This is a genomic window from Proteus columbae, from assembly GCF_002777965.1.
Lineage (GTDB): Bacteria > Pseudomonadota > Gammaproteobacteria > Enterobacterales > Enterobacteriaceae > Proteus > Proteus columbae.
Window position 1 is genome coordinate 290,672 of record NZ_NGVR01000032.1, and the last position, 25,046, is coordinate 315,717.

A 25,046-nucleotide genomic window follows, 5' to 3' on the forward strand; every position below is an offset into this window, starting at 1 on the left:
CTTACCGAGTTATACCCTAACACAGGGGCTTCATTCCAAAGCGAGTAATTAACGCAAAAGTTAAGGGCTAATTACGCCATTAAATGAAACGCAAAAGGCCAATAATGAGACACCTGAGAGTAGGTTTATTTATTTGCGTAAGGGGAGTCTGTTTTGTTACGCCACGCTTTTAGTATTCATCCCGAACTACAAGGCAAGGATTGTCTATGAATGCCGAAAAAACCGACGTTGTGAACCAGAATAAGGGTTTTAACGCCATTATTAACCGGATAAAAGCCGATCCGAAAATTCCGCTCATTATTGCGGGTTCGGCGGCTATTGCCATTTTTGTTGCTGCATTTTTATGGTTACAAAGCCCTGATTATAAAGTGCTTTATAGTAATCTTAGCGATAAAGACGGTGGCGAAATTGTCACACAGTTAACACAGATGAATGTACCTTATCGCTTGTCACAAAATGGCGCGGCGATTATGGTGCCTGACAATCAGGTTCATGAATTACGCCTGAAACTCGCGCAAGCGGGGCTTCCAAAAGGCGGTGCTGCCGGTTTTGAACTGTTAGATAAAGAAAAGTTCGGGATCAGCCAATTTAGTGAACAGATTAACTATCAACGTGCACTTGAAGGTGAGCTTGCTCGCACTATCGAGACATTAGGTCCTGTACAAAATGCTCGAGTTCATTTAGCACTACCAAAACCATCTCTTTTTGTTCGTGAACAGAAATCCCCTTCTGCATCCGTTACGGTGGGTCTTTTACAGGGTAGAGCGCTGGATGAAGGTCAAATTAATGCCATCGTGCATATCGTTGCGAGCAGTGTTGCAGGTATGCCTGACAGCAGTGTGACCATCGTTGACCAAAGCGGCAAATTATTGACACAACCTGATGCATTAGGTCGTGATCTTAACTCTATCCAACTGAAATATGTTCAAGAGCTAGAAAGCCGTTATCAGCAACGCATTGAAACGTTATTAGGCCCAATTGTGGGTCGTGGAAACGTTCATGCACAGGTGACTGCTCAAGTTGATTTCTCTCATACAGAAGAGACTGCTGAAGAGTACAAACCAAACCAACCACCAAATCAAGCCGCAGTGCGTTCAAAACAATTGAGCCAAAGTGAGCAAAATGGTGGCATGTTAGCTGGCGGTGTTCCTGGGGCATTATCTAATCAACCTGTTGCTCCACCACAAGCGCCTATTGAAGCGCCAAAAGCGCAAGAAGGTGAAAAAGCAGATGACACCAATGCAACGGGTACGAATCGGACATTAACACGTAATCCAAACAGTAATAGCCGTTTAGATGAAACAACCAACTATGAAGTTGATCGCCGAATTCGCCATATCAAGCGTCCAGTAGGTAATGTCGAGCGTCTTTCTGTCGCTGTTATTGTGAACTACAAAACAGTTGAAGATAAGAAAGAAGCCACTGAAGGCGAAGAGCCTGTTGTTGAAACTAAACTTGTTCCGCTAACTGATGAGCAAATTCAGCAAATTGAAGGGCTTGTTCGTGAAGCGATGGGCTATTCCCAAGAACGTGGTGACTCTTTAAGTGTCGTGAACTCGCAGTTTAACGATATTGAAGAGAAAGTGATCACTGTTCCTGTTTGGGAAAATCCAGAAATTCTTGCAAAAGTATTAGATTTAGGTCGCTGGTTATTACTTGTCATCATCGCATGGATCTTATGGCGCAAACTGGTGAAACCACAGCTTGAAAAACGCCGTGAAGCCGAAGTTGCTGCACAGAAAGCTGTGCTGAAAACCAAGCTACAAGTTAAAGATGATGTTGATGAAGCAGAATTAGATGACGAAGCAAGACGTAAACAAGCACGTAAACGTGTGAGTGCCGAATTGCAGAGCCAACGTATCCGTGAAATGGCAGAGAAAGATCCTCGTGTCGTCGCAATGGTAATTCGTCAATGGATGAGTAAAGAGCAATGAGTAATAACTTAACTGGAACCGAAAAAAGCGCCGTTATGTTACTGACACTCGGTGAAGACCGAGCGGCGGAAGTATTTAAACATCTAAGCACACGCGAAGTTCAACAGCTGAGTATTGCAATGTCATCAATGCGTCATATCTCAAATCAGCAATTGATTGATGTTATGGCAAGCTTTGAAGAAGACGCTGTTCAATACGCAGCATTGAACGTCAATGCGAACGATTATTTACGCTCTGTTCTTGTTAAAGCCTTGGGTGAAGAACGTGCGAATAATCTATTAGATGAGATCTCTGAAACTCGTGAAACAACAACGGGTATCGAGACACTTAACTTTATGGAACCGCAAATGGCTGCCGATATTATCCGCGACGAACATCCGCAGATTATCGCAACTATCTTGGTTCACCTCAAACGGGGTCAAGCGGCAGATATTCTTGCCCTGTTTGATGAAAAATTACGTAATGACGTGATGTTACGTATCGCAACATTTGGTGGTGTTCAGCCGTCAGCATTAGCAGAGTTAACTGAAGTACTGAATAACCTGCTTGATGGTCAAAACCTCAAACGCAGTAAAATGGGTGGTGTTCGTACTGCTGCTGAAATCATCAACTTGATGAAGAGCCAGCAGGAAGAGAATGTCATTACTGCGGTTCGCGATTACGACGGCGAATTGGCACAAAAAATTATCGACGAAATGTTCCTGTTCGAAAACCTTATCGATATCGACAACCGCTCTATCCAGCGCATTCTACAGGAAGTGGAATCCGACTCCTTGGTTGTGGCATTGAAAGGATGCGATCAAGATCTTCGCGATCACTTCCTCAACAATATGTCGCAACGTGCTGCTGAGATCATGCGTGATGACTTGAATTCTCGTGGCCCTGTTCGTATGTCTCAAGTGGAAGCAGAGCAGAAAGCAATTCTGCTTGTGGTACGCAAATTAGCAGAGACTGGAGAGGTTGTTCTTCATGGAGGAGACGATACCTATGTCTGATAAACATACTGATACTAACTGGAAGCCTTGGGTTCCCAAAGAACTCACTGATTGGGCATTAACTGTCGAGGAGACGACAGAAGACGAAAAGGAAGTCGAAAAACAGGAAAAAGAAGTCGTTCAGCAACAGAAAGTTCTTGAGCAAATTAATATGCTTGATGACATGAAAGACAAGGCCCAGAAATTGGGCCACGCTGAAGGCTTTGAGGCAGGGAAAAACCAGGGTTATCAGGAAGGCTATCAGGCTGGATTACAATCAGGTATTGAAGAAGGTATTCGCCAAGGCATTGCTCAACAATCACCATTAATTAATGAATGGCAAGGATTGTTGGCTGAGTTTAGGCACTCTTTAAATGGGTTAGACAGTGTTATTGCTTCACGTTTAATGCAAATCGCCCTCACAGCAGCAAAAGAAGTTCTGGGTCAGCCTGCTGTTTGTGATGGGTCTGCATTACTGGCGCAAATAACCTTGATGTTGCAACAAGAACAAATGTTCTCAAACAACCCACAGTTAAGAGTTAACCCAAAACATATTCCACAAATTGAAAAAGAGCTAGGTGATTCGCTTTCTGCTCATGGTTGGAAAGTAGTTGCCGATAACAGTATTCATGTTGGTGGATGTCGTGTTGTGACAAATGATGGCGATCTTGATGCCACGATTGCAACTCGTTGGCATGAGCTTTGTCGTCTTGCTGCTCCGGAGGCGTTGTAATGACAGCAAGATTGGGGCGTTGGTTAGAAAAACTCAGTGATGCAGAAGCGCGTTTAAATAAAATTCCGCGTGTACGTCAATATGGTCGTTTAACCAGAGCAACAGGTTTAGTCATGGAAGCTAAGGGGCTTGTTATGCCCCTTGGCTCTACGTGTTTAATAGAACGTACCATTGGTAAAACTGTTGAAGAAGTTGAAAGTGAAGTTGTTGGGTTCAATGGTAGCCAAATGTTGTTAATGCCTTTACAGGAAGTCGAGGGATTAACTCCGGGTGCCCGTGTTTATGCACAGGCCACTCCGGGTGGTGAAAATGAAGGTCGCCAATTGCCTCTTGGAGATGCGCTGTTAGGGCGTGTTTTAGATGGTTCTGGTTATCCTTTAGATGGTTTACCACCACCAGATACAGGTTATCGTGCGCCACTGATCACTCCACCTATCAACCCACTACAACGTACCCCTATTACTGATGTACTGGATGTAGGCGTGCGTGCAATCAACTCACTGTTAACCGTGGGTCGTGGTCAGCGTATGGGGCTTTTTGCAGGCTCTGGTGTAGGTAAAAGTGTGCTATTAGGCATGATGGCGCGTTTTACTCAAGCTGATGTCATTGTTGTTGGATTAATTGGTGAACGTGGACGTGAAGTTAAAGACTTTATCGAAAATATTCTCGGTACTGAAGGTTTAGCACGCTCTGTGGTTGTAGCGGCACCTGCTGACGTATCACCACTTCTTCGTATGCAAGGCGCTTCTTATGCAACGCGTATTGCAGAAGATTTTCGTGATCGCGGCAAACATGTCTTACTGATTATGGATTCACTTACACGTTACAGTATGGCGCAACGTGAAATTGCCCTTGCGGTAGGCGAACCGCCTGCAACCAAAGGCTATCCACCTTCTGTTTTCGCTAAATTGCCAGCACTAGTCGAACGTGCGGGAAATGGCGTTGATGGTGGTGGTTCTATCACAGCTTTCTATACTGTTTTAACAGAAGGTGATGATCAGCAAGACCCAATTGCCGATTCTGCGCGTGCGATTTTAGATGGCCACATTGTGCTTTCGCGTTCTCTTGCAGAATCTGGGCACTACCCTGCTATCGATATCGAAGCCTCTATCAGCCGTGCAATGACGTCACTGATTGATAAAACACATTACCGTCGCGTACAAGTATTTAAACAGCTTTTGTCTAGTTATCAACGTAACCGCGATTTAATTAATGTAGGGGCTTATGCTGCGGGTAGTGATCCTATGCTTGATAAAGCTATTGCGCTTTATCCATCCCTCGCGAAGTTCTTACAACAAGATATCCAAGAGCAATGCAGTTATCAAAGTGCATGTGAGCAACTTAATCAACTGATCACAGTAAACTAATTCTGAACATAATCAGAGAAAGTAAAGAGGGTTCCAATGCGGGAGCAGTCACCTTTAGTGACACTGAGAGAACTGGCACAGACAGCGGCTGAACAAGCCGCTATTCAACTGGCTCAGGTCCGGCAGAGTCATCAACAAATGGAACAGCAACTCAATATGTTGATTGGGTATCAGGATGAATACCGTGTACGTCTAAATGAGACGTTGAATTTAGGGGGGATGTCGTCAGCATCGTGGCAAAACTACCAACAATTTCTCAAAACGCTCGAATTGACTATCGAACAACATAAACAACAACTTCAACATTGGCAGGCGCAGCTTGATCTTGCAACTGAACAATGGAGAGAAAAACAGCAACGACTCAATGCATTTGAGACTTTGGAGCAACGTGCTGAAGATAGCCGTAAGCGACATCTTGATCGTATTGAACAGAAACAAATGGACGAGTACGCACAGCGTAGTACTTTACGGAGAACAACTTGATGGAGATAACGCTTCTGACCATGGATGTCGCTGCAGCCTCTCCGGGAACGACATCCGCTTCAAATAGTCAGCCCGGTGATAATGCCCCGACATTTGCTCAGCTTTTGGGCTCTCAACCTCAAAATGCACAGAGTGATAAAAAGACAGCCAATATCACAAACCATTCAACGAAAGAAAACAAAGCACATTCACACTCTGATGAAGACAAAACAAAAGAAGACGGTAGTCATCTTGCGTCTGTCACCACAGAACCCAATGTGATAGAAGAGTCATCTCTTGAGAAATCTCAATTGACTCTGACTTTGCCAGATAATGAACAATTTGCGGCTATTGTTGAAAATAAAACCCCTTCTTTATTAATGTCAGCAGAAGAGCTTGCCGCTGAACTTCCTGTTCAGTTAGCAGGACTGCCTGGATTAAAACGTCTTACCCTTCCCTCAGAACAACTGACTCAAGCATTACAACAGCCTCAATCAGTTAAACGTGGTGAAGATTTAGCCTCGTTAGCACGCACTATTTCAAAAGATAGCGATATGTCGGACTTCAACCTTACCGACAAGCTTAACCTATCAAAATCAGATGAAAAGTCCTTGTTAACCCAGCTACGTCCAGAGACAGCGACATTAGCAACAGAAAGTACGCTTGTCGGTGCGAATCAAACAGAAAAGCCTTCTGCAAAAAAAGTAGATAGCATCGCAACACTTTTAACGCCAACAGCAGAAAAAGTGAATGCATTGCTAAACGGCGATAAACAAGTTGCAAATGCAAAATTAGCGGACAATGTTGCTCTGCAAATGGTGACTGGTAATCGCGTTGTAGAAAGCGATCTTCATAACACCTTTTCTACCTCTTCTTTGGCTTCGCAAAGCATTACGGGTCATGCTCACTCTTCAACACAACCACAAATGCAATTTTCACCGATGGCAACACAGGTATTAAATGCACAAGTGGGAACACAAGAGTGGCAACAGCAATTGAATCAACAAATTGTGATGTTTAGCCGTAATGGCTTACAAAAGGCAGAGCTACGTTTACACCCTGAAGAACTAGGTTCATTGCATATCCGCATGAAAATAGAAGATGGGCAAGCGCAGTTGCACCTTGCTTCACAAAATGGACAAGTTCGTTCTGTATTAGAAAATGCCATGCATCAATTGCGTCAAGCTCTCTCTGAAAATGGGATCCAGCTCACGCAGAGTCAGGTGTCTAGCGACACTCATGACAGTTGGCAACAACAAAATATGTCAGATTCCTCTCAATTTAGTGGAGATGGTGCCGATAATCATCAAGGAAGCGAGGGTAATTCTCTGCAATTAGCCTCTGAAACGGCACTACAAAAGATAACCCTTACGCCTCAAGAATTAGCATCTGCTCGTGGTGGTGTTGATATTTTTGCCTAATACAAATGTATTGGGAGGACACACTATGTCAATAAACGTAAGAGTTAATGGTTTTTTCCCTATCTGTTTCTGCAATTAAAAAACAGAAATAGCGGGATAATTAAGGTTGATTTAGATGGATATGGAAGTCCACAACAGTGAACACGTATCCACTACAAAACAGGAATTTAACTGTCCATGTCTAATTACAGCAATGAACGTAAAAGCTATAGCTTAATTCTGATCATCGTATTATTGGTGATCGCCATTATTGCAGCGGCATTCGGTGGATATAGTTGGTGGGCATTGAAGCATGCTAAATCAGGTTCAGCGGGCACAAGTCAGCAAAAAGTTATACCAGCACCCGTTTTTATGTCATTAGAACCCTTCACGGTAAATCTGATTGATGACGAAGAACACTTAGACAGAGTGCTCTACATAGGGATCACATTAAGATTGCATAATGAAGACACTCGTAAGCGTCTACATGATTATTTACCAGAGGTTCGTAGCCGCTTGTTATTACTGCTTTCTCGTCAACAGGCTAATAAGCTCGCGACAGACAATGGAAAACTCCAGCTAATGACGGATGTAAAAGAAACGCTGAGACCGACTCTCGTACCGGGAGAATCTGAACAGATCCTCTCCGATGTACTGTTTACCACGTTTATTCTGCGATAATCATTATGAGCGATAATATCCTTTCACAGGCAGAGATTGATGCTCTGCTGAATGATGACACATCAGGTGACGACGCCAAAAAAAGCGCGAACAGGGAACCTGCGATAGCGAAGGATCCGAATGAACCGGATATTCAGCCTTATGACCCCAACACGCAACGTCGTGTGGTTCGAGAACGTTTACAGTCGTTAGAAATTATTAACGAACGCTTTGCACGTCAATTCCGTATGGGGCTGTTTAACATGCTCCGTCGGAGTCCTGACATTACTGTTGGTGGCGTTAAAATTCACCCTTATCACGACTTTGCTCGTAATTTACCTGTGCCAACAAACCTTAACTTGGTGCATTTAAAGCCTTTACGAGGAACAGCATTATTTACCTTTGAACCCAATCTGGTTTATATCGCGGTAGATAACCTGTTTGGTGGTGATGGGCGTTTTCCAATCCCTGTGGAAGGACGTGAATTTACCAACACAGAGCAGCGGATCATCAACAAAATGTTGAAACTGGCACTTGATGCCTACCGTGATGCTTGGGATTCCATATTCAAAATTCAGGTGGAATATGTTCGTTCTGAAATGCAGGTGAAATTTACTAATATCACCTCATCACCGAATGACATTGTTGTTACGACACCTTTTCAGGTAGAAATTGGTTCAATGGTTGGGGAATTTAGTATTTGTATTCCATTTGCCATGATTGAGCCATTACGTGAACGACTGATCAATCCACCAATTGAAAATGTTCGTCAAGAAGATGGGGTTTGGTTAGATAGTTTAGTCAACCAAGTTCAGCATTCAGAGCTTGAACTGGTCGCAAACTTTACTGACATCCCACTGCGTTTATCAAAAGTGTTAACACTTAAAGAAGGGGATGTTATCCCAATTGATAGACCAGAAAGATTGATTGCACATGTTGATGGTGTGCCCGTATTAACAAGCCAATACGGTACAGTAAATGGGCAATATGCCCTTCGTGTTGAACACCTAATTAACCCTGTTTTAAACGCTCTGGATGAGGAACAAACCAATGAGTGATGCAAATCGCCCAACTGATAATTCACAATCGGCTGAGGATATGTGGGCTGATGCAATGGAACAGCAAACTGGGAAAAGCCAGGATAATAGTTCCGATCTATTTGAACATCTTTTACCTGAAGAGGATGCACTAAACCATCTATCTGACATCAATTTGATTATGGATATTCCAGTCAAATTAACAGTAGAGTTAGGTCGCACCAAAATGACCATTAAAAAATTACTTAGCCTGTCACAAGGTTCTGTGGTTTCACTGGATGGTTTAGCTGGTGAACCTCTTGATATTCTTATCAATGGCTATTTAATCGCTCAAGGTGAAGTTGTGGTTGTTTCTGATAAATACGGTATTCGCATTACCGATATCATTACACCATCAGAACGTATGCGTCGTCTGAGCCGTTAATCTATGGAACAGCTTCCTTCCTTTTCCAGCCAAGGTGCGGTAAATACTACCGCACCCGCTACAACACAAACTGTTCAAACACCTACACAGCCATTGCCTGTAGGTCAAAGTCTTGCTCAAGTTAGCACGGCACTTGCAGGCATTATCGTTCTTATTATTGTTGCTATGTGGTTATTTCGCCGTTTTGGCTTTACCCGTGGTTCATTTAAAGGAACGACCGCACAACTTAGTGTTAAAGCAAGTTGTTCATTAGGTGCGAAAGAGCGTGTTGTCGTTGTTGAAATAGAACAGGAATGGCTCGTATTAGGGGTAACTGCATCACAGGTAAATCTGCTGCATAAATTACCCGTCCCTGATAAAGCCTCGCAGGAAGCGACCTCATCACCAACATCGCCATTGTTTACTCAAATATTACAAAAAACGCTAAAGCGAGATAAAGGCAACTCATAATGCATCAGTGTGTCACTTTTTTTAACGCATTAAAGCGTTGGTGTCTCTTCGCTAGTGTGCTGGTTTTAATCTTGTTACCTACCAGTGCGTTTGCCCAATTTCCGGGTGTTATTACACAACCTTTGCCGGGTGGTGGTCAAAGTTGGTCATTGCCAGTACAAACATTGATCTTCATTACAGCGTTGGGGTTTATTCCTGCTGTTTTGCTGATGATGACAAGTTTTACCCGCATTATTATTGTTCTTGGGCTATTACGTAATGCTTTAGGTACACCTTCTGCTCCCCCAAACCAAGTGGTTCTTGGTTTGGCATTATTTATGACCTTTTTCATTATGGCACCGGTTTTTGATAAAATTTATCAAGATGCCTATATGCCATTTACTGAAGATCAAATTACTTTCGAGCAAGCCTTAGAGAACGGCTCTAAACCTTTGCGCCAGTTTATGATGCAACAAACTCGTGAAACTGACTTAGCTCTATTTGCTCGTCTTGCCGATGCGCCTGCGTTTGAAACGCGCGAAAGTGTACCAATGCGTATTTTGGTGCCAGCTTATATTACGAGTGAGCTAAAAACCGCCTTCCAAATCGGTTTTATGATTTTTATTCCCTTTCTTATTATCGACTTAGTTGTTGCCAGTGTACTGATGGCGCTAGGTATGATGATGGTGCCACCTGCCACAGTTTCATTGCCATTTAAACTCATGCTTTTTGTTTTAGTAGATGGTTGGCAATTAATACTAGGCTCGCTTGCACAAAGCTTTTTTAATTAGCGCTGAGGTAATCCCATGACACCAGAATCCGTCTTAGCACTAGGTACTGAAGCGATGAAAATCGCTTTATCACTAGCAGGCCCTCTTTTATTGTCCGCTCTGGTGACCGGTCTTGTGATCAGTATGCTTCAAGCTGCAACGCAGATAAACGAAATGACATTATCGTTTATTCCCAAAATTCTTGCTGTATTAGCCGCTATTTTAGTTGCTGGCCCTTGGATGTTAAGTTTACTTGTTGATTATATGCATAACTTATTTACAGGCATTCCTGGGATGATTGGTTAATAGCAATGATAACCCTGACCAGTGAAATGCTTAACGGCTACATTAGTGATTTTTTCTGGCCATTTGTGCGTATACTCGCCCTTTTTAGCACTGCACCGCTATTTAGTGAAAAGCAGACACCTAAAAAATTTCGCATTGCGCTCGCCTTTTTGATTACCGCATTAGTTGCACCGGGCTTACCGCAAAGTAATGTACCTTTATTCTCGCTTATTGCTTTTTGGGTACTGTTGCAACAAATTTTGATTGGCACAATTCTAGGGTTATCGATGCAGTTAGCGTTCGCTTCTGTTCGTCATGCTGGTGAAGTGATTGGTTTACAGATGGGGCTTTCATTCGCCACCTTCGTCGATCCATCAGGTGGCCCTAATATGCCTATTCTGGCACGTATTTTTAATATGCTAACAATGCTGTTATTTATGGTCTTTGATGGTCATTTATGGTTATTGTCTGTATTAGTTGATACGTTCTATGTTGTTCCTATTGGAAATCAGACTTTTAACTCTTTAGGTATACTAACTTTAGTTCAAAGTGGCGGTACCATATTTATTAACGGTATGATGTTGGCTATGCCATTAATCACCTTACTTTTAGTGCTTAACCTTTCATTAGGTATTTTAAACAGAATGACACCACAACTTTCTGTTTTCGTGGTCGGCTTCCCTCTTACATTAACCATTGGTATGTTAGCCTTATCAATGATTATGCCTGCATTACCTGTGTTTACAGAGCGTGTCTTTAGCGATACGTTTAATCGTATTACATTAATATTGCAGCAGTTGGTTTCTTAACTAACCTAAAATACTTATAGAACCATTCAGCCCGTTAAAATTAAATTGATCTAATGCATTTCAAAAAAGATTCCTTTAGAATCGCGATAAATGATTCATTTTTATAATGAAATTATAATATTGGATAATGCAAGTAAATATATTATTGATATAACAGATAATAAAATATTACATGAAATCATACGAGCTTCAGCCTTTGATAATGCGCTAATTACTATCACAACCGACTTTGGTCATATTCTTCCTATAGATAAAATAAAACTAGATCGTATTTACTATGAAGACGCACAGGAAGTCATTAACAATTGGAGAAAGTGCAATAAACGTGACTGGATAGAATTTGATTGGTCACAAGAACGTTCTCGTCAAACTAAAAGAATCGATGTAACCATTAGGTGTTGTGATATTTTATGTGGGTTAATGCTAGCAAAACGTTCAAAAAAACGACTATGTGTAACATTACGCTACTTAGAAGGAAACCCTAATAAACACCCTCTCTCAGGGTACATATTACCTATTGCATTAATTATTGCTGAAAGTTTTGCATATGAATACAACATTAAACAAGTCTGCATAAGCCGTCCAGCTAAAGGGCTTATTTCTCAGTATACAGCTCAGGGGTATGAATTAAATTCTGCAGATAAAGCACGACAAAAAAGAAACAATAAACCTCGTGCTAAACTGATGAGTAAAATATTAGGTATCTGATCTCAGTGAGCAATTATTAATCAAATATGATAAACTAAAAAAGTAATAGTGTAGGTACGGGGGCAATATGAATATTAGAAAATCATCTAAAGCTAAACATTATAAAAATAAAACGGCGAATGTATCACCACATAAACAACTGTTAACAATCATAAATCAAACTTCAATTCGAGATGAATATATTGAATTAGTTGAGTTTGCTGTGAAAATTAACTTGCAGAAAAGTCAAGAAAATGGAATTCACTTAACCGAGACAGCCCAAGAAACTCTTGAAAATGCTGCTACACGATATGTTTTAGCCGCTCAACTACGCAATATTAACCCAAGTGAAGTTAAGCGAAAAATAACCGAATCAGCTAAAAATAGTCGTAGTCACGCTAACTGGAAAGCCGACATGAGTTTAGAGAGAAAATATAATATTATGGCGGGTTTAGCTGTAAAATAGAGATACCATGCTAATCCCATTAGAAAAATAAAGTGTTTCTATGACAACCTCCCTCACTACAATTCTTAATTATTTTAAATTTTTCTTTTTGATAAAAAAATCCCCTGATAAATCAATATCAGGGGAGATATCAAAATGTCGCGAGACAGTACTATAAAAATTAGCGATACATCTTAAACATCGACATCTCTTTCATGTCGTTAAAGACTTTATAAGAAGCCTGTAATACAGACTCTTCTTGGTAATAATCTGAAATCGCTTGTGTCCAATCTAAATCGCGCAATTCGCTTAAGCGTTTTGCATTTCTTAAAGAAGTATCCGCACCTAAATCATCCAAGTTATCAAGTTCTTGAAGTTGCAAACCTAACTTCGCCTCAACACTAGAAATATTATTTAATGTAGCGCGGTTAACGCTGTTTGCTGTATCAATTTTCGCTAATGCAGCATCACGATCAGCTTGTGGTTTACCTGTTAAAGGTTCACGTAGTGCAGTGATAGCGCCATCTAATGCTTCAAAAATATCTGGAGCCGTACCTTTACTACCTGAAGATTGTAATGTTTCGATCCCTGTAAAGTTAGTGACCATTTCAATATTACTATCTACTTTTTGGGTAATTTGCTTATCACCACCTTGATAGGTGATTTTACCCGTAGCATCAGCCACAAAAGGAGGCTTATCCGATTGGAAACCGGCAAAAATATAACGGCCAACACCATCTTTTGTGTTACCAATACCTACTAGCTGATCTTTTAAACCTTGTAATTGATCAGCTAAAGATGAACGGTCTTCATCACTTAATGTTGCATCATTACCTGCTGCAACCAGTGTTTCTTGAATTTTAGTCGTGATATTAACCATTTGACTTGCTAAGCTCATTTGCAAAGACATACTGTTTTTTGCAAACCCGCGCGCTGTCGCATACTGCTGATTACGAGATTCAGATTGTTTAACCATTACCGCTTGAGAAGCCGCCATTGGATCATCTGATGGTTTTTCAACACGACGACCACTGGAGATTTTATTTCCTTCAGTCATCCATTTACTTTGCGAGCTAGTGATATTATCCACGCGCTGGCTAAAAATTTGATTTGAACTTAAACGCACCGTGTTATTCCTTATTCTGATGAAGGCTTAGAGAACTTGCATAATCGCATCAAACATACTGTTTGCAGTTTGAATAACTTTCGCATTTGCCATGTAATATTCTTGAATACGATACATTTCACCGTACTCTTCATCCAAGTTCACACCAGAAACAGACTGTTGTTGTTTTACAATACTTTTAGTAATAGAAACCTGAGCATCAAAGTCTACTTGAGCGGTATTCACTTTATTACCGACCATACTGATCAATGAGCCATAACCACCAGCAATCGTTGTTTTACCATCAATAATTTTTGCATCGGGTAACTCAAACAGTTTTTTCATGTTTTCGTTATCACTTGGGCCAGTATTATCAGCACCTGCAGCTGCAATCTTACTAGGATCAGTTACCGCAACTTTCATGCCTGCAATCACGTTACCCACAGATTGAACGACAATGGAATCACCTTCTTGGGCGGTACCATTGACGGTGATATTCATCCCTTCAAAAGTCAGTTCTTTCTTTGTTGCATCAAATGTGGCGGCAACTTTACGACCACCCGGCTCAACCGTAACATTCCACTTACCCGCTTCATATTTAACCGTATAGTCAGCGGCTTTCACTTCTTTGGTGTCAGTGTATTTCACATCAAAGGTGGCATCACCTTTGTTTTTACCGTTTGTCATCGCATGAGCGCCACCAAGGTCGAAGAATTTTTCACCTTTGTCGCCATTTAAATCAAAACCTTGCTCATGTTGTTTATTAAATTGATCACCCAGCACTAACGCTAATTGATTTAATTGGTTACGGCTTGGATCTAACACTTCTTCACGGCTACGATATGCACCGCCAAGTTCGCCACCTTTAATGCGTTTTGTATCCACTTCACGCACTTCATCAATACCATTGCTATAACCAATAACAAGGCGTTCGCTATTTTTATTTGATGGAATAGCGGAAACTTCATAAGAGCGAGTCCCAGATACTAATGGCAAACCATTAGCAAATGTGACGTTAACAAAACCACCATCTTGTTGAGTCACTTGAACATCAACCAGTGTATTTAGCTCTTGAATTAAACGATCACGTTGGTCTAATAAGTCATTAGGATCAGCGCCATTAAAGCCTTTAGAACGACTAATTTCATTATTTAGTTTTGCGATCTGTTTTGTATATTCATTGATATTTTTAGAGGTGTTTGTCACCTGACTATTAATATCTTTTTCTAGATCACGCAATGATTGGTCTGCTTTAGCAAACATATTAACCATTGCTTCCGCTTTACCAATAACCGTTGTACGCGCAGGGTTATCTTCTGCGTTATTGGTAACGTTTGGTAAGCTTGTAAAAAATTCGTCAATCGCACTCGAAACGTCATTCCCTTTATCTGCTAACAAATCATTAATTTGTGAGATATTTTGGGTATAGCTATTAAGTGCGCTTTGTTTTGACATTGCACGGTTCATTTGACCAGCAAGGAATTCATTATACTCACGATGAATACGGCTAACATTGACGCCATTACCGATATAACCATTACCGGTCATCGTACCGCCGTTTTCATTAAATACAGTCATTTGACGGTTGTACCATTTTACATTTTGGTTAGCGATATTATTACTCACAGTGCTCATCGCAGCTTGTGCCGCATTAAGTCCGCTCATCGCTGTATTAATTAAACTGTTGGACATTTGTCTATCCTTTTACGTTTAGTCATCACCCGTATGCACGGAGCATAGCTGGCAAGTTAAATGGATGCTCTGGTCTTTATTATCGGTTCTTCCCCTCTAAACTTGAGGGGAAAATGATTAAAATAGGTCGCTTAAATCGTGAGTATAAGTTTTAGCAACTTGCTCACCGCTGCCTTTTAATTGACCAATAATTGAAACCAGTTTTTTCGCATAGCCCGGATCGGTGGCATAACCTGCTTCTTGAATACGGTAAGCCGCTTGTTCAGGGGTTTGAGCTTGAGGTACTTTGGCGTAACGAGGGCTTTCAGTGATAAGTCTGAGGTAATCTTGAATAGCTTCAACATAGGAGCCATAAACACGGAAGTTATCGCGCATTTTAATCGAGTTACCATCGATCACTTCAGTTGTCATGATATTCGTGACAGGCCCTTTCCAGCTACTTCCTGCTTTAATACCAAACAGGTTATAACTCGGTTTACCGTCACCGGTTAGAATTTCACGCTTACCCCAACCTGATTCAAGTGCCGCCTGAGCAACAACTAAAAGATGGTGTACACCGGTACCTTCTGTGGCTTGTTTTGCAGGTCCCAACAGTTTTGATGCAAAAGAAGCACTGCTTTCAGATAAGCCCTTAAGCTTGCCAATCGTACTTTCAACTGCATTTTGATAAGGCTGCATTGCACGATATATTTGCCCCAATGCTTGTGTTGGCATGGATTGAAATATATCGCTACCATCTAATGGCATTGGTGTTTTACCAGCCATTTCACTTGGATCCATTGTGACTTTAGCAGAAAGTTGTTTTTCTATCATGTCAGCAAAGCCCAAGCCTTTTTGCGATAAGTCTTGAGCAATTTGTTGATCATAAAGAGAGGTGTACATCTTGGTACTCTCTGAATTGAACATGCTTTCTTGAGGAATAGCATCACGCATGCTCTTTAACATCATTTGAACGAAAACACCTTCAAGTTGCTGCGCCACTTGGCGCAGCCCTTGCTGATCAGCATTTTGTCCAACCTGATATTTAAGTTTATTCAATGCATTACTGTCATATGCCGGCGCTGACATCGTCGGCATTGAAGAAAGCAGAGATAAATCTTTCATCAGATAATCTCCAATCTCGCACGTAAGCAACCCGCGCTTTCCATTGCTTGCAAAATTGACATTAAATCTGTTGGTGTTGCACCAAGTGCATTTAATGTACGGATCACTTCGTTTAAGCTTGCACTTGCATTTACTTGCTGTAATGAGCCACCTTGTTCGCTCATATTTACGCTAGTATTACGCGTTACAACGGTGCTACCACCCGCAAACGGAGTATTAGGTTGGCTTACATTAACTTGGCTATCAACCGTAACGGAAAGGTTGCCTTGAGCAATAGCACAGCTTCCTAATGTCACATCACGATTCATAACAACAGAACCTGTTCTTGCATTAATGATCACTTTCGCATCTGCAACAACACGTTTAATTTCAAGATTCTGAACTTCCGCCAAGAAACGCACTTGTTCACTTTTACCAATAGGAACACGTAATTGAACTGTACGTGCATCCAAAGGAATAGCTGTACCCACACCTCGTAATTTATTAACGGTATCAGAGATGTGTTGTGCCAAAGTGAAGTTTTCTTCATTCAGTTGTAGGTTCAACAGGCCTGTTTGACCAAATTGCGAAGGCAGCTCACGTTCAATGATAGCTCCGCTACTAATGCGTCCACCCGCTAACTGGTTAACTTTAACGCTACTACCACCCGCAGATGCACCAGCTCCCCCGACAACAATATTGCCTTGTGCTAAAGCATAAATCTGATTATCAACACCTTTTAATGGTGTCATCAGCAACGTACCACCACGTAAGCTTTTTGCATTACCTAAGGATGAAACAACAACGTCGATTGATTGCCCTGTACGACCAAAAGGCGGTAATTTTGCAGTTACCATTACCGCAGCAACGTTTTTCAATTGCATATTGGTGCCGGGTGGTACCGTGATCCCCAATTGTGAGAGCATGTTATTCAGACTTTGCGTGGTAAACGGGGTTTGCATTGTTTGGTCACCCGTTCCATCTAATCCCACGACCAAACCATAACCAATCAGCGCATTTTCTCTTACCCCTTCAACAGAGGTGAGATCTCTGATCCGTTCGGCATGAGCGGAAAAACCGACACATGTCATCACGATAAAGAAAAGGCTCATCGCTATTTTTTTCATCTGGACCCTACTCATTAAAAAGGTGATACATTTAAGAAGAAGCGTTGTAGCCATCCCATAGACTGTGCTTCATTGATATAACCGTCTCCGATATATTCAATACGAGCATCAGCAACTTGGGTTGAATTTACGGTATTAGCACCACTGATGGTTCTTGGGTTCACAACACCTGAAAAACGGATAAATTCAGTACCTTGATTGATAGCAATTTGCTTTTCGCCAATAACATGCAGGTTTCCATTGGCAAGAAGCTGATCGACGGTAACAGTAATGGTGCCTTTAAAGGTATTGTTCGCATTTGCGCCACCTTTACCGCCAAAGTCACTGTTTCCTTCCATACTCATATCTGTACGTTTATTACCAAATATTCCTTCCAAGAATCCTGGCGTAATCGCAGCAAGGAATCCTGCTTTACCATTACGGCTGGCATTCGCAGATGAGTTTTTGCTTGCACTGACGTTCTCTTGCAATGTAATAGTCAGCGTATCGCCTATATTTCGAGGACGTCTATCTTCAAATAGAGGTTGATAGCCAAAATAAACAGGCTGAGTTGCCTGAAAAATAGAGCCATTGGGTGCCGGTGCAGTAGGTGCCGTTGGAACCGCCGTTGTGTTGCCTTCCACTAACGGTTTTTTGGGTATATATGCGCATCCCGACAGTGTCAGTACCAACAGGGCGGTACCTAAACGTTGATGACGACGCCATCTGACACTAAGCTTTCTTGCCCCAGAATTGTCAGTAATGACCTTTGTATCCATCTTCGATACTCTTTTAGTAATACGCCTGACAGGAAACCCTGTCAGGCTAATGAACAAACGAAATTAGAGTTGCGTTAGTTTCTGTAACATCTGATCAGACGTTGAAATCGCTTTACTGTTAATTTCATAAGCACGTTGAGTCTGGATCATATTGACCAGCTCTTCAGCTACGTTAACGTTAGAGGTTTCAACATATCCCTGATACAACAAGCCTGCGCCGTTGATACCTGGGGCATTTTCAGTAGGCGCACCAGAACTTGCGGTTTCTAAGTACAAGTTTTCACCAACACTTTCTAATCCGCTGTCATTAATAAAGGTTGTTAGCGTCAATTGCCCCACTTGTTGTGGTGCTGTTGAACCTTCCATCTCAACACTGACAGTACCATCACGACCAATCATCACTTTCTTTGCTGTATCAGGCAAAATAATTGCCGGTACGACTTGGAAACCACTGGTTGTCACTAATTGCCCATTTTGATCCATTTGGAATGCACCATCACGAGTATAAGCGTCTGTACCATCTGGTAACTGAACATGGAAGAAACCTTGTCCTTTAATCGCCACATCACGAGTACCGTTTGTTGGCGCTAAGTTACCTTGGCTGTGTAAACGTTCAGTCGCAACAGGACGAACACCTGTACCAATTTGTAAACCTGATGGCGCATTCGTCTGTTCTGACGTCATTGCACCCGGTTGACGAATTGTTTGGTACAGTAAATCTTCGAAAACCGCACGTTGGCGTTTAAAACCATTGGTGCTGACGTTTGCGAGGTTGTTGGAAATCACATCCATGTTTGTCTGTTGTGCATCCAACCCAGTTTTAGCAATCCATAAAGAACGGATCATGGTTTTCCCCTTACACTATTTAACTCAGTGATAGCAATTGGTTAGCTCGTTGCGCATTATCGTCAGCGCTATGAATAACCTTCATTTGCATTTCGAAACGTCTTGCGTTTGCTATCATATCGACCATGGCTTCTGCTGGATTAACATTACTACCTTCTAACACACCAGCTAACACCTTCACGCTATCATCCGCAGGTAATTCCTCACCAGCACGCGCAGTTCCTTTTGGTGATAAATGGAATAAACCATCATCGCCACGAACTAAATCGTTTTGCTCTGGCTTTACCATCTTCAAGCGACCAATTTGACCCAACATTTTTGGCGGATCAGTCGGTACATGCGCAGTCACAATACCGTTGTTGGAAATACTGACATTTGCTTGAGGAGGTACTTCAATCGCACCGTTATCCCCCATTAACAAACGGCCTTGTACCATCAACATGCCATCAGCGTTACGTTGGATATTCCCGTTTCGGGTATAGGCTTCTGAGCCATCTTCAAGTTGAACAGCCAAAAAGCCGTTCTCACTTAAAGCAACGTCCATTGATCTGCCGGTATAGTTCATCGTTCCTTGACTCTGATCGCTACCTGGCGTTGATGCTACCGTTAATGTACGAGTCGGTAAGGTATCGCCATTGACAGGTACGGCTCGCATTGCACTAAGCTGCGCTTTGAATCCCGGCGTTGATGCGTTTGCTAAGTTGTTCGCCACGACAGCTTGATTTTCCATCGAATGTCTGGCGCCGCCCATCGCGGTATAAATCACATGATCCATAACAGATTATTTCCGGCGTTATTAGCGCAAGCTAACCAGAGTCTGCAGGATCTGATCCTGAGTCTTGATGGTTTGTGCGTTTGATTGATAGTTACGTTGAGCAACGATCATGTTAACTAACTCTTGGCTCATATCCACGTTAGACGCTTCTAATGCGTTGTTAGTTAATTTGCCGAAAACACCAGATCCTGCTACACCGACGATTGGTGAACCTGAACCGTTAGTTTCAGACCACATATTGTCGCCTTGTGAGCTTAAACCACCAGCATTTGCAAAGTTAGCTAATGCGATTTGACCAACCACTTGGCTTTGTTGGTTTGAATAGGTCGCCATAATGGAGCCATCAACTTCAATACGGAAGTTAGTGAATTCACCCGCTTGGTAACCATTTTGCGCTAATTTAGACACACTTGATTCTGATACTTTTTGCTGAGTACTGCCGGTGAAATCCAGTTCAATCTTACCTACAGCAGAACCATTCAAAGAGGCAATATTCATATCAGTCTTTGTATAACTATCCAGCACACCTGCGTTGGTATATTTCAAAGTACCTAAATCTTGAGCCGGTGTTGGTGCACCACCAGCAGCTTTAGTCGATGTATCTTGACCATAAACTTTCCATTCATTGTCATTTGTCTTTACAAAGAATAAGTTCAGATTATGTTCATTACCTAAGCTATCGTAGGTTGTCACGTTAGTACTAAAGTTATAAGTATCACCATCTTTAGCATCAAATGGAGCTTTAGCGGGTTTTTCTTCACCTGAGTTTAGGTTAACCGCCATATCAATTTTGTTGGTTGCACTGGCATTCATCATATCGGTAGGAATAACGATAGGTGTTGGTGTTGCCCCTTTTTGAACAACATTTTTACCATCAACAACTTGTACTGGATAACCTGTTACACGCATACCTTGCATATTAGTCAGGAAACCATTTTTATCTTTACCGAATTCACCATTACGTGAATAGAAAACGCCACCGTTTTGATCTTCAATACGGAAAAAACCACCGCCAGAAATCGCTACGTCTGTTGGGCGGTTAGTGGTTGTGATACTACCGTCTTTAAAGTTTTGGCTAATACCTGCCACTTTAACACCCAGACCTGCACCAGAGCCGGCGAAAACGTCAGCAAAAGAGACAGTTGCACCTTTGAAGCCATAGGTTGCGGAGTTAGAAATATTATTACCGATAGAATCTAAGTTAGCGGCTGCTGCGTTTAAACCACTTACTGCTTGTGAAAAGGACATGCGCCCTCCAAGTTGAATATGTGTTAGTTAAAGAACCTGACGAATTTCATCCAATGAAACGGTATTACCTAAGCCAACATCAAGGCGGGCACCACCATCCACCATGGACACACTATTCACCAGCGCATAATTCAGTGTCTTAACAGGGACCTGAGCATCATTAAGCGTGGCGTTAACGGTAAATTTATAACTTCCTGTTGGAACAGGATTGTCATCTTCATCAGTACAATCCCAAGAGAAGTTATAAACATCCGGTAGCATCTTTTTGTCCATTTGAATTGTACGAACAGTCACACCACTGGCATTGGTGATGTTTATCGTAAGAGAATCGGTTGGACTGAGTAATTCAAAACCAAAAGGTGTTGAAAATAGGTGTTCACCGTCAGGGGTATTTGGGTCGGTATTATCTGCTTTATACGTTCCCATTTGCTGACGTGTTTTTTCATTTTGAGTATCAGGTTTTGGAATTGTGTCATCCCCATCACCGGGTTTTTCAGTTTCACCTTTACCGTCGGTTGGCTGAAAGACAACAATTTTATTCCCAGAAACCATGACGCCACGGCCAACTAAAGAAGAAGCTCGCAACGCCTGACTTTGATCAATCTGCCCAACAATGTTATTCACTGTTTTATTCAGTGTTTCAATGCCTTCGACGGTTGAAATTTGAGCTAACTGGGAAGTTAACTCATTATTTTGCATTGGGTTTGTTGGGTCTTGATTTTTCATCTGAGTGATGAGAAGTGTCAGAAAATTCCCTTTAATATCATCACTACCACTTTTTTTCGTATGGTATGAAGAAGGTGCATCCCCGATAATGGTATTATCATAAGGTTCATTCATTGAGGAGGAAATACCCACAATTTATTCTCCCTATTGACCTATCATCAGTGTTTTTTGCATCAGCGATTTTGCCGTGTTCATCACTTCGACGTTAGCTTGGTAGCTTCTTGATGCAGAGATGGTATTAATCATTTCACCCACAACATCAACATTCGGCATACGTACATACCCTTTTTCATCGGCAAAAGGATGTCCCGGCTGATATTCCATACGAAATGGCGCAGGATCATCCACCACTTCAGTCACACGAACACCGCCAACTTCTTGACCTGCAGGTGCGTTTACCTGAAAAACAACCTGTTTTGCACGATAAGGGTCGCCATCTGGACCCGCAACACTGTCAGCGTTTGCCATATTGCTGGCACTCACGTTTAAGCGCTGTGATTGCGCTGAAAGTGCTGAACTTGAAATATCGAAAATACTAAATAAAGACATGCTCTTTACCCTACTGTTGCAATACAGCCATCATGCTTTTAACTTGCGAGTTAATAAATGTCACATCAGCCTGATACTTAAGGCTATTGTCAGCAAAATTACTACGTTCCATATCCATATCCACGGTATTACCATCCATCGCAGTTTGATGAGGCACACGATAGAGTAAGTCCGCTTCTAAGCGATAACCGGGTTTGATCGGGATATGGCGCTCTGATGTCATTGCCAATTGCATGCCATGACTACCAGTACGTCCGTTTTCAATGGTTTTTTTCAATTCAGAAGCAAAATCAATATCACGAGCCTGAAAGCCTGGGGTATCTGCGTTAGCGATATTCGCAGCGAGAATTTCTTGGCGTTTGTTACGTATTGAGAGTGCTTCTTGTTGAAAATGAAACGTATTTTCTAATTTATCGAGCATCTTCTATCCTTGGTGGCTAAGCCACTTATCTCAGCTGATAAAACAATTTCAGTTGACAGAATAAACGCTCAAAAAAAAGATGATTGGAGGAATAGGCGTAAATTGGATTGCTATTTATGCGTTTAAGGCGTGCAAAGTCGATGTACACTGTTATTGCTAAATAATTACAAACGCACAATTAGCATCAACTCTGTAAGGTGATACAAATTATGTTAGTTAGAACTCTTATCGGTCTGTTTTCTTTTTTCTTTATGGTGAATGTGAGTATCGCGAAATCACTCCCTGAAGAACTACAAGATTTCTTTGTCGCACTTCATCAGCAAGGCGATAAAGTGACGGTGACTGTTTTAACACCAGAAGAGAAATGGCCTGTCTGCCAAACACAAGCGATCCAACGCCATGCTGGCTCTCGTAATTGGGGACGTCTTTCAATCCCAATTCAGTGTGATAAACAGCGTCGTTTTATTCAAATTGATGTCAGCGTTAATGGTAAATACTTAATCGCAAAAAAAGATATTAATCGTGATGACATTATTGAAACTTCTGCCGTTAGCGTAGCTACGGGCGAATTAGAAAAATTGCCTTATGATGTATTACGTGATCCCACATTAATTAAAAATGCGATCGCAATGCGACAAATATCCGCAGGAAAGCCTTTAACCTCCACAATGGTTCGTCGCCCTTGGGCTATTTTGGCAGGACAAACAGTCACCGTATTTGCACAAGGCCCTCACTTTCAGATCCGTTATGAAGGTAAAGCCGTAAACAACGCTGTCGCCAATGAAACCATTCGAGTAAGAGTTAAATCAGGCCAAATCGTCACTGGTGAAGCACTTGAAGACGGCTCTGTACGTATCCCTCTTTAATCAATTAAAAAGCTGATAAGCAGAATAAGCCTATATTGAATTGCTTGTTACCCGTTTTAGTTATGGCAAGCCAAGGTAAACTCTCTTGCGCTACATTTTTTACTCTAAATAATTCAAGGTGTATTAAAGTACAACGAATAGATACTCTAAATAATTCAAGGTGTATTAAAGTACAACGAATAGATACTCTAAATAATTCAAGGTGTAGCTAGGCGACAAATGAACGAATCGCTAGGAGCATACATAAGTATGTGACTAGTGTGAGTGAATGTGGTCAACAACGCTACGGCTTGAAGTATGACGAGTATGACGACTAAGATTAAAGTTTTTGATTTGATAGCCGATATAAAGAACCAAGATGATAGGCGAAAACACATAGGTTGTTTTACAATGGCTTCATCTGACTATTAATTGATGCCTAACAAAGGATTTTCCTATGAGTATTGAACGCGCGAATCCACTGCTTCCGATTAACGCAATTGCACAACGTAACCCGAGTGAAATCACTCAGGGCTCTCGTAAATCGGGAACAACTGAACAAAAAACTGCAACAGGCGACACTTCTGTAAAACTTAGTGAAGCTCAGAAAAAACTTGTTCAACCTGGAAATAAAGACATTAACGTTGAGAAAGTTGCTCGTTTAAAAGAAGCAATTGCCAACGGAACATTAACCATGGACAGCGGTAAAATTGCGGACGCTCTTTTCCGTGAAGCTGCTGAAAGCATAACTCTATAATATTTTAATGATTATGATGGAAGAACTCCGCCAGACTTTAGATCTTCAATTATCACAGCTTAATACCATTGCGGGTATTTTACGTGCTGAACAACAGTTGTTATGTGCAGGTAATATTGATATCAATGCCTTGCACGAAGTAACTGAACAGAAGAATTTTGTCTTGTCAGCTTTAGGTCATACAGACCAACAGCGTCATACGCTAAGCCTACAAGCCGGTGTAGAAAAACCTTATGCAGGGTTGCCGTTCTTATCTGATTTATGGACACAGATAATAGACATCACGGCGGAGTTAAGATATCTGAATCAACATAACGGATTACTACTTGATCAACACATCTCTCGTAATAGTGATGCTATCCGTTTTTTGCAGAAGAACCACAGCCCAACCCTTTATGGTTCTGATGGGCAAGCACAGCGTTCAACACTGGCTGGGCGTAAAATTCAGGTTTAGGCTTCCTTAGTAATATTTCAAAATTCACGCGATACGCCATCAATATTGATGGCGTTTTGCTTTGCTAATAAAACACTACTCACTTTAAGCTACCAGCAGATCACACTGCACTGTTACCTATCATCCTTTCGTGGCTTCGTGGCACATCATTTTTCTTATCTAAATATTAGCTTCTGTTTGAGCCTTTATTTTCACACCATTACCGCACCTTTTCATAACACACTAAAATAGACACCACTAAGCT

General features: G+C 41.6%; 29 protein-coding genes. 18 read left to right on the forward strand and 11 right to left on the reverse strand.

Features of this window, described 5'->3' with window-relative positions:
- The first annotated feature begins 206 nt into the window (after positions 1–206).
- From fliF to CBE70_RS18075, 15 genes are all read left to right on the forward strand, one after another.
- Positions 207–1,934 carry a flagellar basal-body MS-ring/collar protein FliF gene (fliF, locus tag CBE70_RS18005; protein ID WP_100160409.1) on the forward strand — a complete coding sequence of 576 codons (1,728 nt, stop codon included), beginning with the start codon at positions 207–209 and terminating at the stop codon, positions 1,932–1,934.
- Positions 1,931–2,929 (forward strand): flagellar motor switch protein FliG, encoded by a 999-nt coding sequence (gene fliG / locus CBE70_RS18010; protein WP_100160410.1) that lies wholly within the window; start codon positions 1,931–1,933, stop codon positions 2,927–2,929. The genes fliF and fliG overlap by 4 nt, the downstream gene beginning before the upstream one ends.
- On the forward strand, positions 2,922–3,641 hold the full coding sequence (gene fliH, locus CBE70_RS18015; protein ID WP_023581834.1) for a flagellar assembly protein FliH: 720 nt from the start codon (positions 2,922–2,924) through the stop codon (positions 3,639–3,641). Before fliG ends, fliH begins: the two co-directional genes overlap by 8 nt.
- Positions 3,641–5,008, forward strand: a complete 1,368-nt coding sequence (fliI, locus tag CBE70_RS18020; protein WP_088495230.1) for a flagellar protein export ATPase FliI — start codon at positions 3,641–3,643, stop codon at positions 5,006–5,008. The genes fliH and fliI overlap by 1 nt, the downstream gene beginning before the upstream one ends.
- Before the next feature lie 36 nt (positions 5,009–5,044).
- Positions 5,045–5,491 carry a flagellar export protein FliJ gene (gene fliJ / locus CBE70_RS18025; RefSeq protein WP_006533149.1) on the forward strand — a complete coding sequence of 149 codons (447 nt, stop codon included), beginning with the start codon at positions 5,045–5,047 and terminating at the stop codon, positions 5,489–5,491.
- Positions 5,491–6,891: a flagellar hook-length control protein FliK gene (locus CBE70_RS18030; protein WP_100160411.1), complete on the forward strand. Its 1,401-nt coding sequence runs from the start codon at positions 5,491–5,493 to the stop codon at positions 6,889–6,891. The genes fliJ and CBE70_RS18030 overlap by 1 nt, the downstream gene beginning before the upstream one ends.
- Positions 6,892–7,068: 177 nt before the next feature.
- The gene (fliL, locus tag CBE70_RS18035) at positions 7,069–7,551 is read left to right on the forward strand and encodes a flagellar basal body-associated protein FliL (protein WP_006533151.1); all 483 of its coding nucleotides are present in this window, start codon (positions 7,069–7,071) and stop codon (positions 7,549–7,551) included.
- Positions 7,552–7,556: 5 nt separating this feature from the next.
- Positions 7,557–8,588, forward strand: a complete 1,032-nt coding sequence (gene fliM / locus CBE70_RS18040; RefSeq protein WP_100160412.1) for a flagellar motor switch protein FliM — start codon at positions 7,557–7,559, stop codon at positions 8,586–8,588.
- Complete coding sequence (gene fliN, locus CBE70_RS18045) at positions 8,581–8,991, forward strand: flagellar motor switch protein FliN (protein WP_100160413.1); 411 nt, start codon at positions 8,581–8,583, stop codon at positions 8,989–8,991. Before fliM ends, fliN begins: the two co-directional genes overlap by 8 nt.
- Before the next feature lie 3 nt (positions 8,992–8,994).
- Positions 8,995–9,441: a flagellar biosynthetic protein FliO gene (gene fliO, locus CBE70_RS18050; RefSeq protein WP_023581829.1), complete on the forward strand. Its 447-nt coding sequence runs from the start codon at positions 8,995–8,997 to the stop codon at positions 9,439–9,441.
- Complete coding sequence (fliP, locus tag CBE70_RS18055) at positions 9,441–10,211, forward strand: flagellar type III secretion system pore protein FliP (protein ID WP_100160414.1); 771 nt, start codon at positions 9,441–9,443, stop codon at positions 10,209–10,211. The genes fliO and fliP overlap by 1 nt, the downstream gene beginning before the upstream one ends.
- Before the next feature lie 15 nt (positions 10,212–10,226).
- Entirely contained in the window at positions 10,227–10,496 is a 270-nt protein-coding gene (gene fliQ / locus CBE70_RS18060) for a flagellar biosynthesis protein FliQ (RefSeq protein ID WP_069367481.1), read from the forward strand.
- A 5-nt stretch (positions 10,497–10,501) separates the two neighbouring features.
- The gene (gene fliR, locus CBE70_RS18065) at positions 10,502–11,284 is read left to right on the forward strand and encodes a flagellar biosynthetic protein FliR (protein WP_100160415.1); all 783 of its coding nucleotides are present in this window, start codon (positions 10,502–10,504) and stop codon (positions 11,282–11,284) included.
- A gap of 120 nt (positions 11,285–11,404) precedes the next feature.
- Positions 11,405–11,992: a hypothetical protein gene (locus CBE70_RS18070; protein ID WP_157926023.1), complete on the forward strand. Its 588-nt coding sequence runs from the start codon at positions 11,405–11,407 to the stop codon at positions 11,990–11,992.
- Positions 11,993–12,059: 67 nt separating this feature from the next.
- Positions 12,060–12,437, forward strand: coding sequence for a hypothetical protein (locus tag CBE70_RS18075; RefSeq protein ID WP_100160417.1), 378 nt, complete (start codon positions 12,060–12,062; stop codon positions 12,435–12,437).
- A gap of 160 nt (positions 12,438–12,597) precedes the next feature.
- Here CBE70_RS18075 and flgL read toward each other — a convergent pair whose 3' ends face one another.
- The 11 genes from flgL to flgB all read right to left on the reverse strand — a co-directional run bounded on the left by flgL (position 12,598) and on the right by flgB (position 22,746).
- Positions 12,598–13,542 carry a flagellar hook-associated protein FlgL gene (flgL, locus tag CBE70_RS18080; RefSeq protein WP_100160418.1) on the reverse strand — a complete coding sequence of 315 codons (945 nt, stop codon included), beginning with the start codon at positions 13,540–13,542 and terminating at the stop codon, positions 12,598–12,600.
- 27 nt (positions 13,543–13,569) lie between these two features.
- Positions 13,570–15,213: a flagellar hook-associated protein FlgK gene (gene flgK, locus CBE70_RS18085; protein WP_100160419.1), complete on the reverse strand. Its 1,644-nt coding sequence runs from the start codon at positions 15,211–15,213 to the stop codon at positions 13,570–13,572.
- A gap of 117 nt (positions 15,214–15,330) precedes the next feature.
- Entirely contained in the window at positions 15,331–16,317 is a 987-nt protein-coding gene (flgJ, locus tag CBE70_RS18090; RefSeq protein WP_088495222.1) for a flagellar assembly peptidoglycan hydrolase FlgJ, read from the reverse strand.
- Entirely contained in the window at positions 16,317–17,423 is a 1,107-nt protein-coding gene (locus CBE70_RS18095) for a flagellar basal body P-ring protein FlgI (protein WP_100160420.1), read from the reverse strand. The genes flgJ and CBE70_RS18095 overlap by 1 nt, the downstream gene beginning before the upstream one ends.
- Positions 17,424–17,437: 14 nt before the next feature.
- Positions 17,438–18,181 (reverse strand): flagellar basal body L-ring protein FlgH, encoded by a 744-nt coding sequence (locus CBE70_RS18100; RefSeq protein WP_100160421.1) that lies wholly within the window; start codon positions 18,179–18,181, stop codon positions 17,438–17,440.
- Between the two features lie 63 nt (positions 18,182–18,244).
- Positions 18,245–19,027, reverse strand: coding sequence for a flagellar basal-body rod protein FlgG (flgG, locus tag CBE70_RS18105; RefSeq protein WP_100160422.1), 783 nt, complete (start codon positions 19,025–19,027; stop codon positions 18,245–18,247).
- A gap of 19 nt (positions 19,028–19,046) precedes the next feature.
- Positions 19,047–19,802 carry a flagellar basal body rod protein FlgF gene (locus CBE70_RS18110; protein ID WP_100160423.1) on the reverse strand — a complete coding sequence of 252 codons (756 nt, stop codon included), beginning with the start codon at positions 19,800–19,802 and terminating at the stop codon, positions 19,047–19,049.
- Between the two features lie 21 nt (positions 19,803–19,823).
- Positions 19,824–21,050: a flagellar hook protein FlgE gene (gene flgE, locus CBE70_RS18115; protein ID WP_100160424.1), complete on the reverse strand. Its 1,227-nt coding sequence runs from the start codon at positions 21,048–21,050 to the stop codon at positions 19,824–19,826.
- Positions 21,051–21,077: 27 nt separating this feature from the next.
- A complete protein-coding gene (locus CBE70_RS18120; RefSeq protein ID WP_100160425.1) occupies positions 21,078–21,908 on the reverse strand; it encodes a flagellar hook assembly protein FlgD in 831 nt (276 codons plus the stop codon).
- A 12-nt stretch (positions 21,909–21,920) separates the two neighbouring features.
- A complete protein-coding gene (gene flgC / locus CBE70_RS18125) occupies positions 21,921–22,325 on the reverse strand; it encodes a flagellar basal body rod protein FlgC (protein ID WP_069367469.1) in 405 nt (134 codons plus the stop codon).
- Between the two features lie 10 nt (positions 22,326–22,335).
- On the reverse strand, positions 22,336–22,746 hold the full coding sequence (gene flgB, locus CBE70_RS18130) for a flagellar basal body rod protein FlgB (protein ID WP_006533174.1): 411 nt from the start codon (positions 22,744–22,746) through the stop codon (positions 22,336–22,338).
- 209 nt (positions 22,747–22,955) lie between these two features.
- Between flgB and flgA the strand changes: the two genes are divergently transcribed.
- The 3 genes from flgA to CBE70_RS18150 all read left to right on the forward strand — a co-directional run bounded on the left by flgA (position 22,956) and on the right by CBE70_RS18150 (position 24,802).
- Positions 22,956–23,612 carry a flagellar basal body P-ring formation chaperone FlgA gene (flgA, locus tag CBE70_RS18135; protein ID WP_100160426.1) on the forward strand — a complete coding sequence of 219 codons (657 nt, stop codon included), beginning with the start codon at positions 22,956–22,958 and terminating at the stop codon, positions 23,610–23,612.
- A 436-nt stretch (positions 23,613–24,048) separates the two neighbouring features.
- Positions 24,049–24,348: a flagellar biosynthesis anti-sigma factor FlgM gene (flgM, locus tag CBE70_RS18145; RefSeq protein ID WP_100160428.1), complete on the forward strand. Its 300-nt coding sequence runs from the start codon at positions 24,049–24,051 to the stop codon at positions 24,346–24,348.
- 16 nt (positions 24,349–24,364) lie between these two features.
- Positions 24,365–24,802, forward strand: coding sequence for a flagella synthesis protein FlgN (locus CBE70_RS18150; RefSeq protein WP_232797432.1), 438 nt, complete (start codon positions 24,365–24,367; stop codon positions 24,800–24,802).
- The last annotated feature ends 244 nt before the right edge of the window (positions 24,803–25,046 follow it).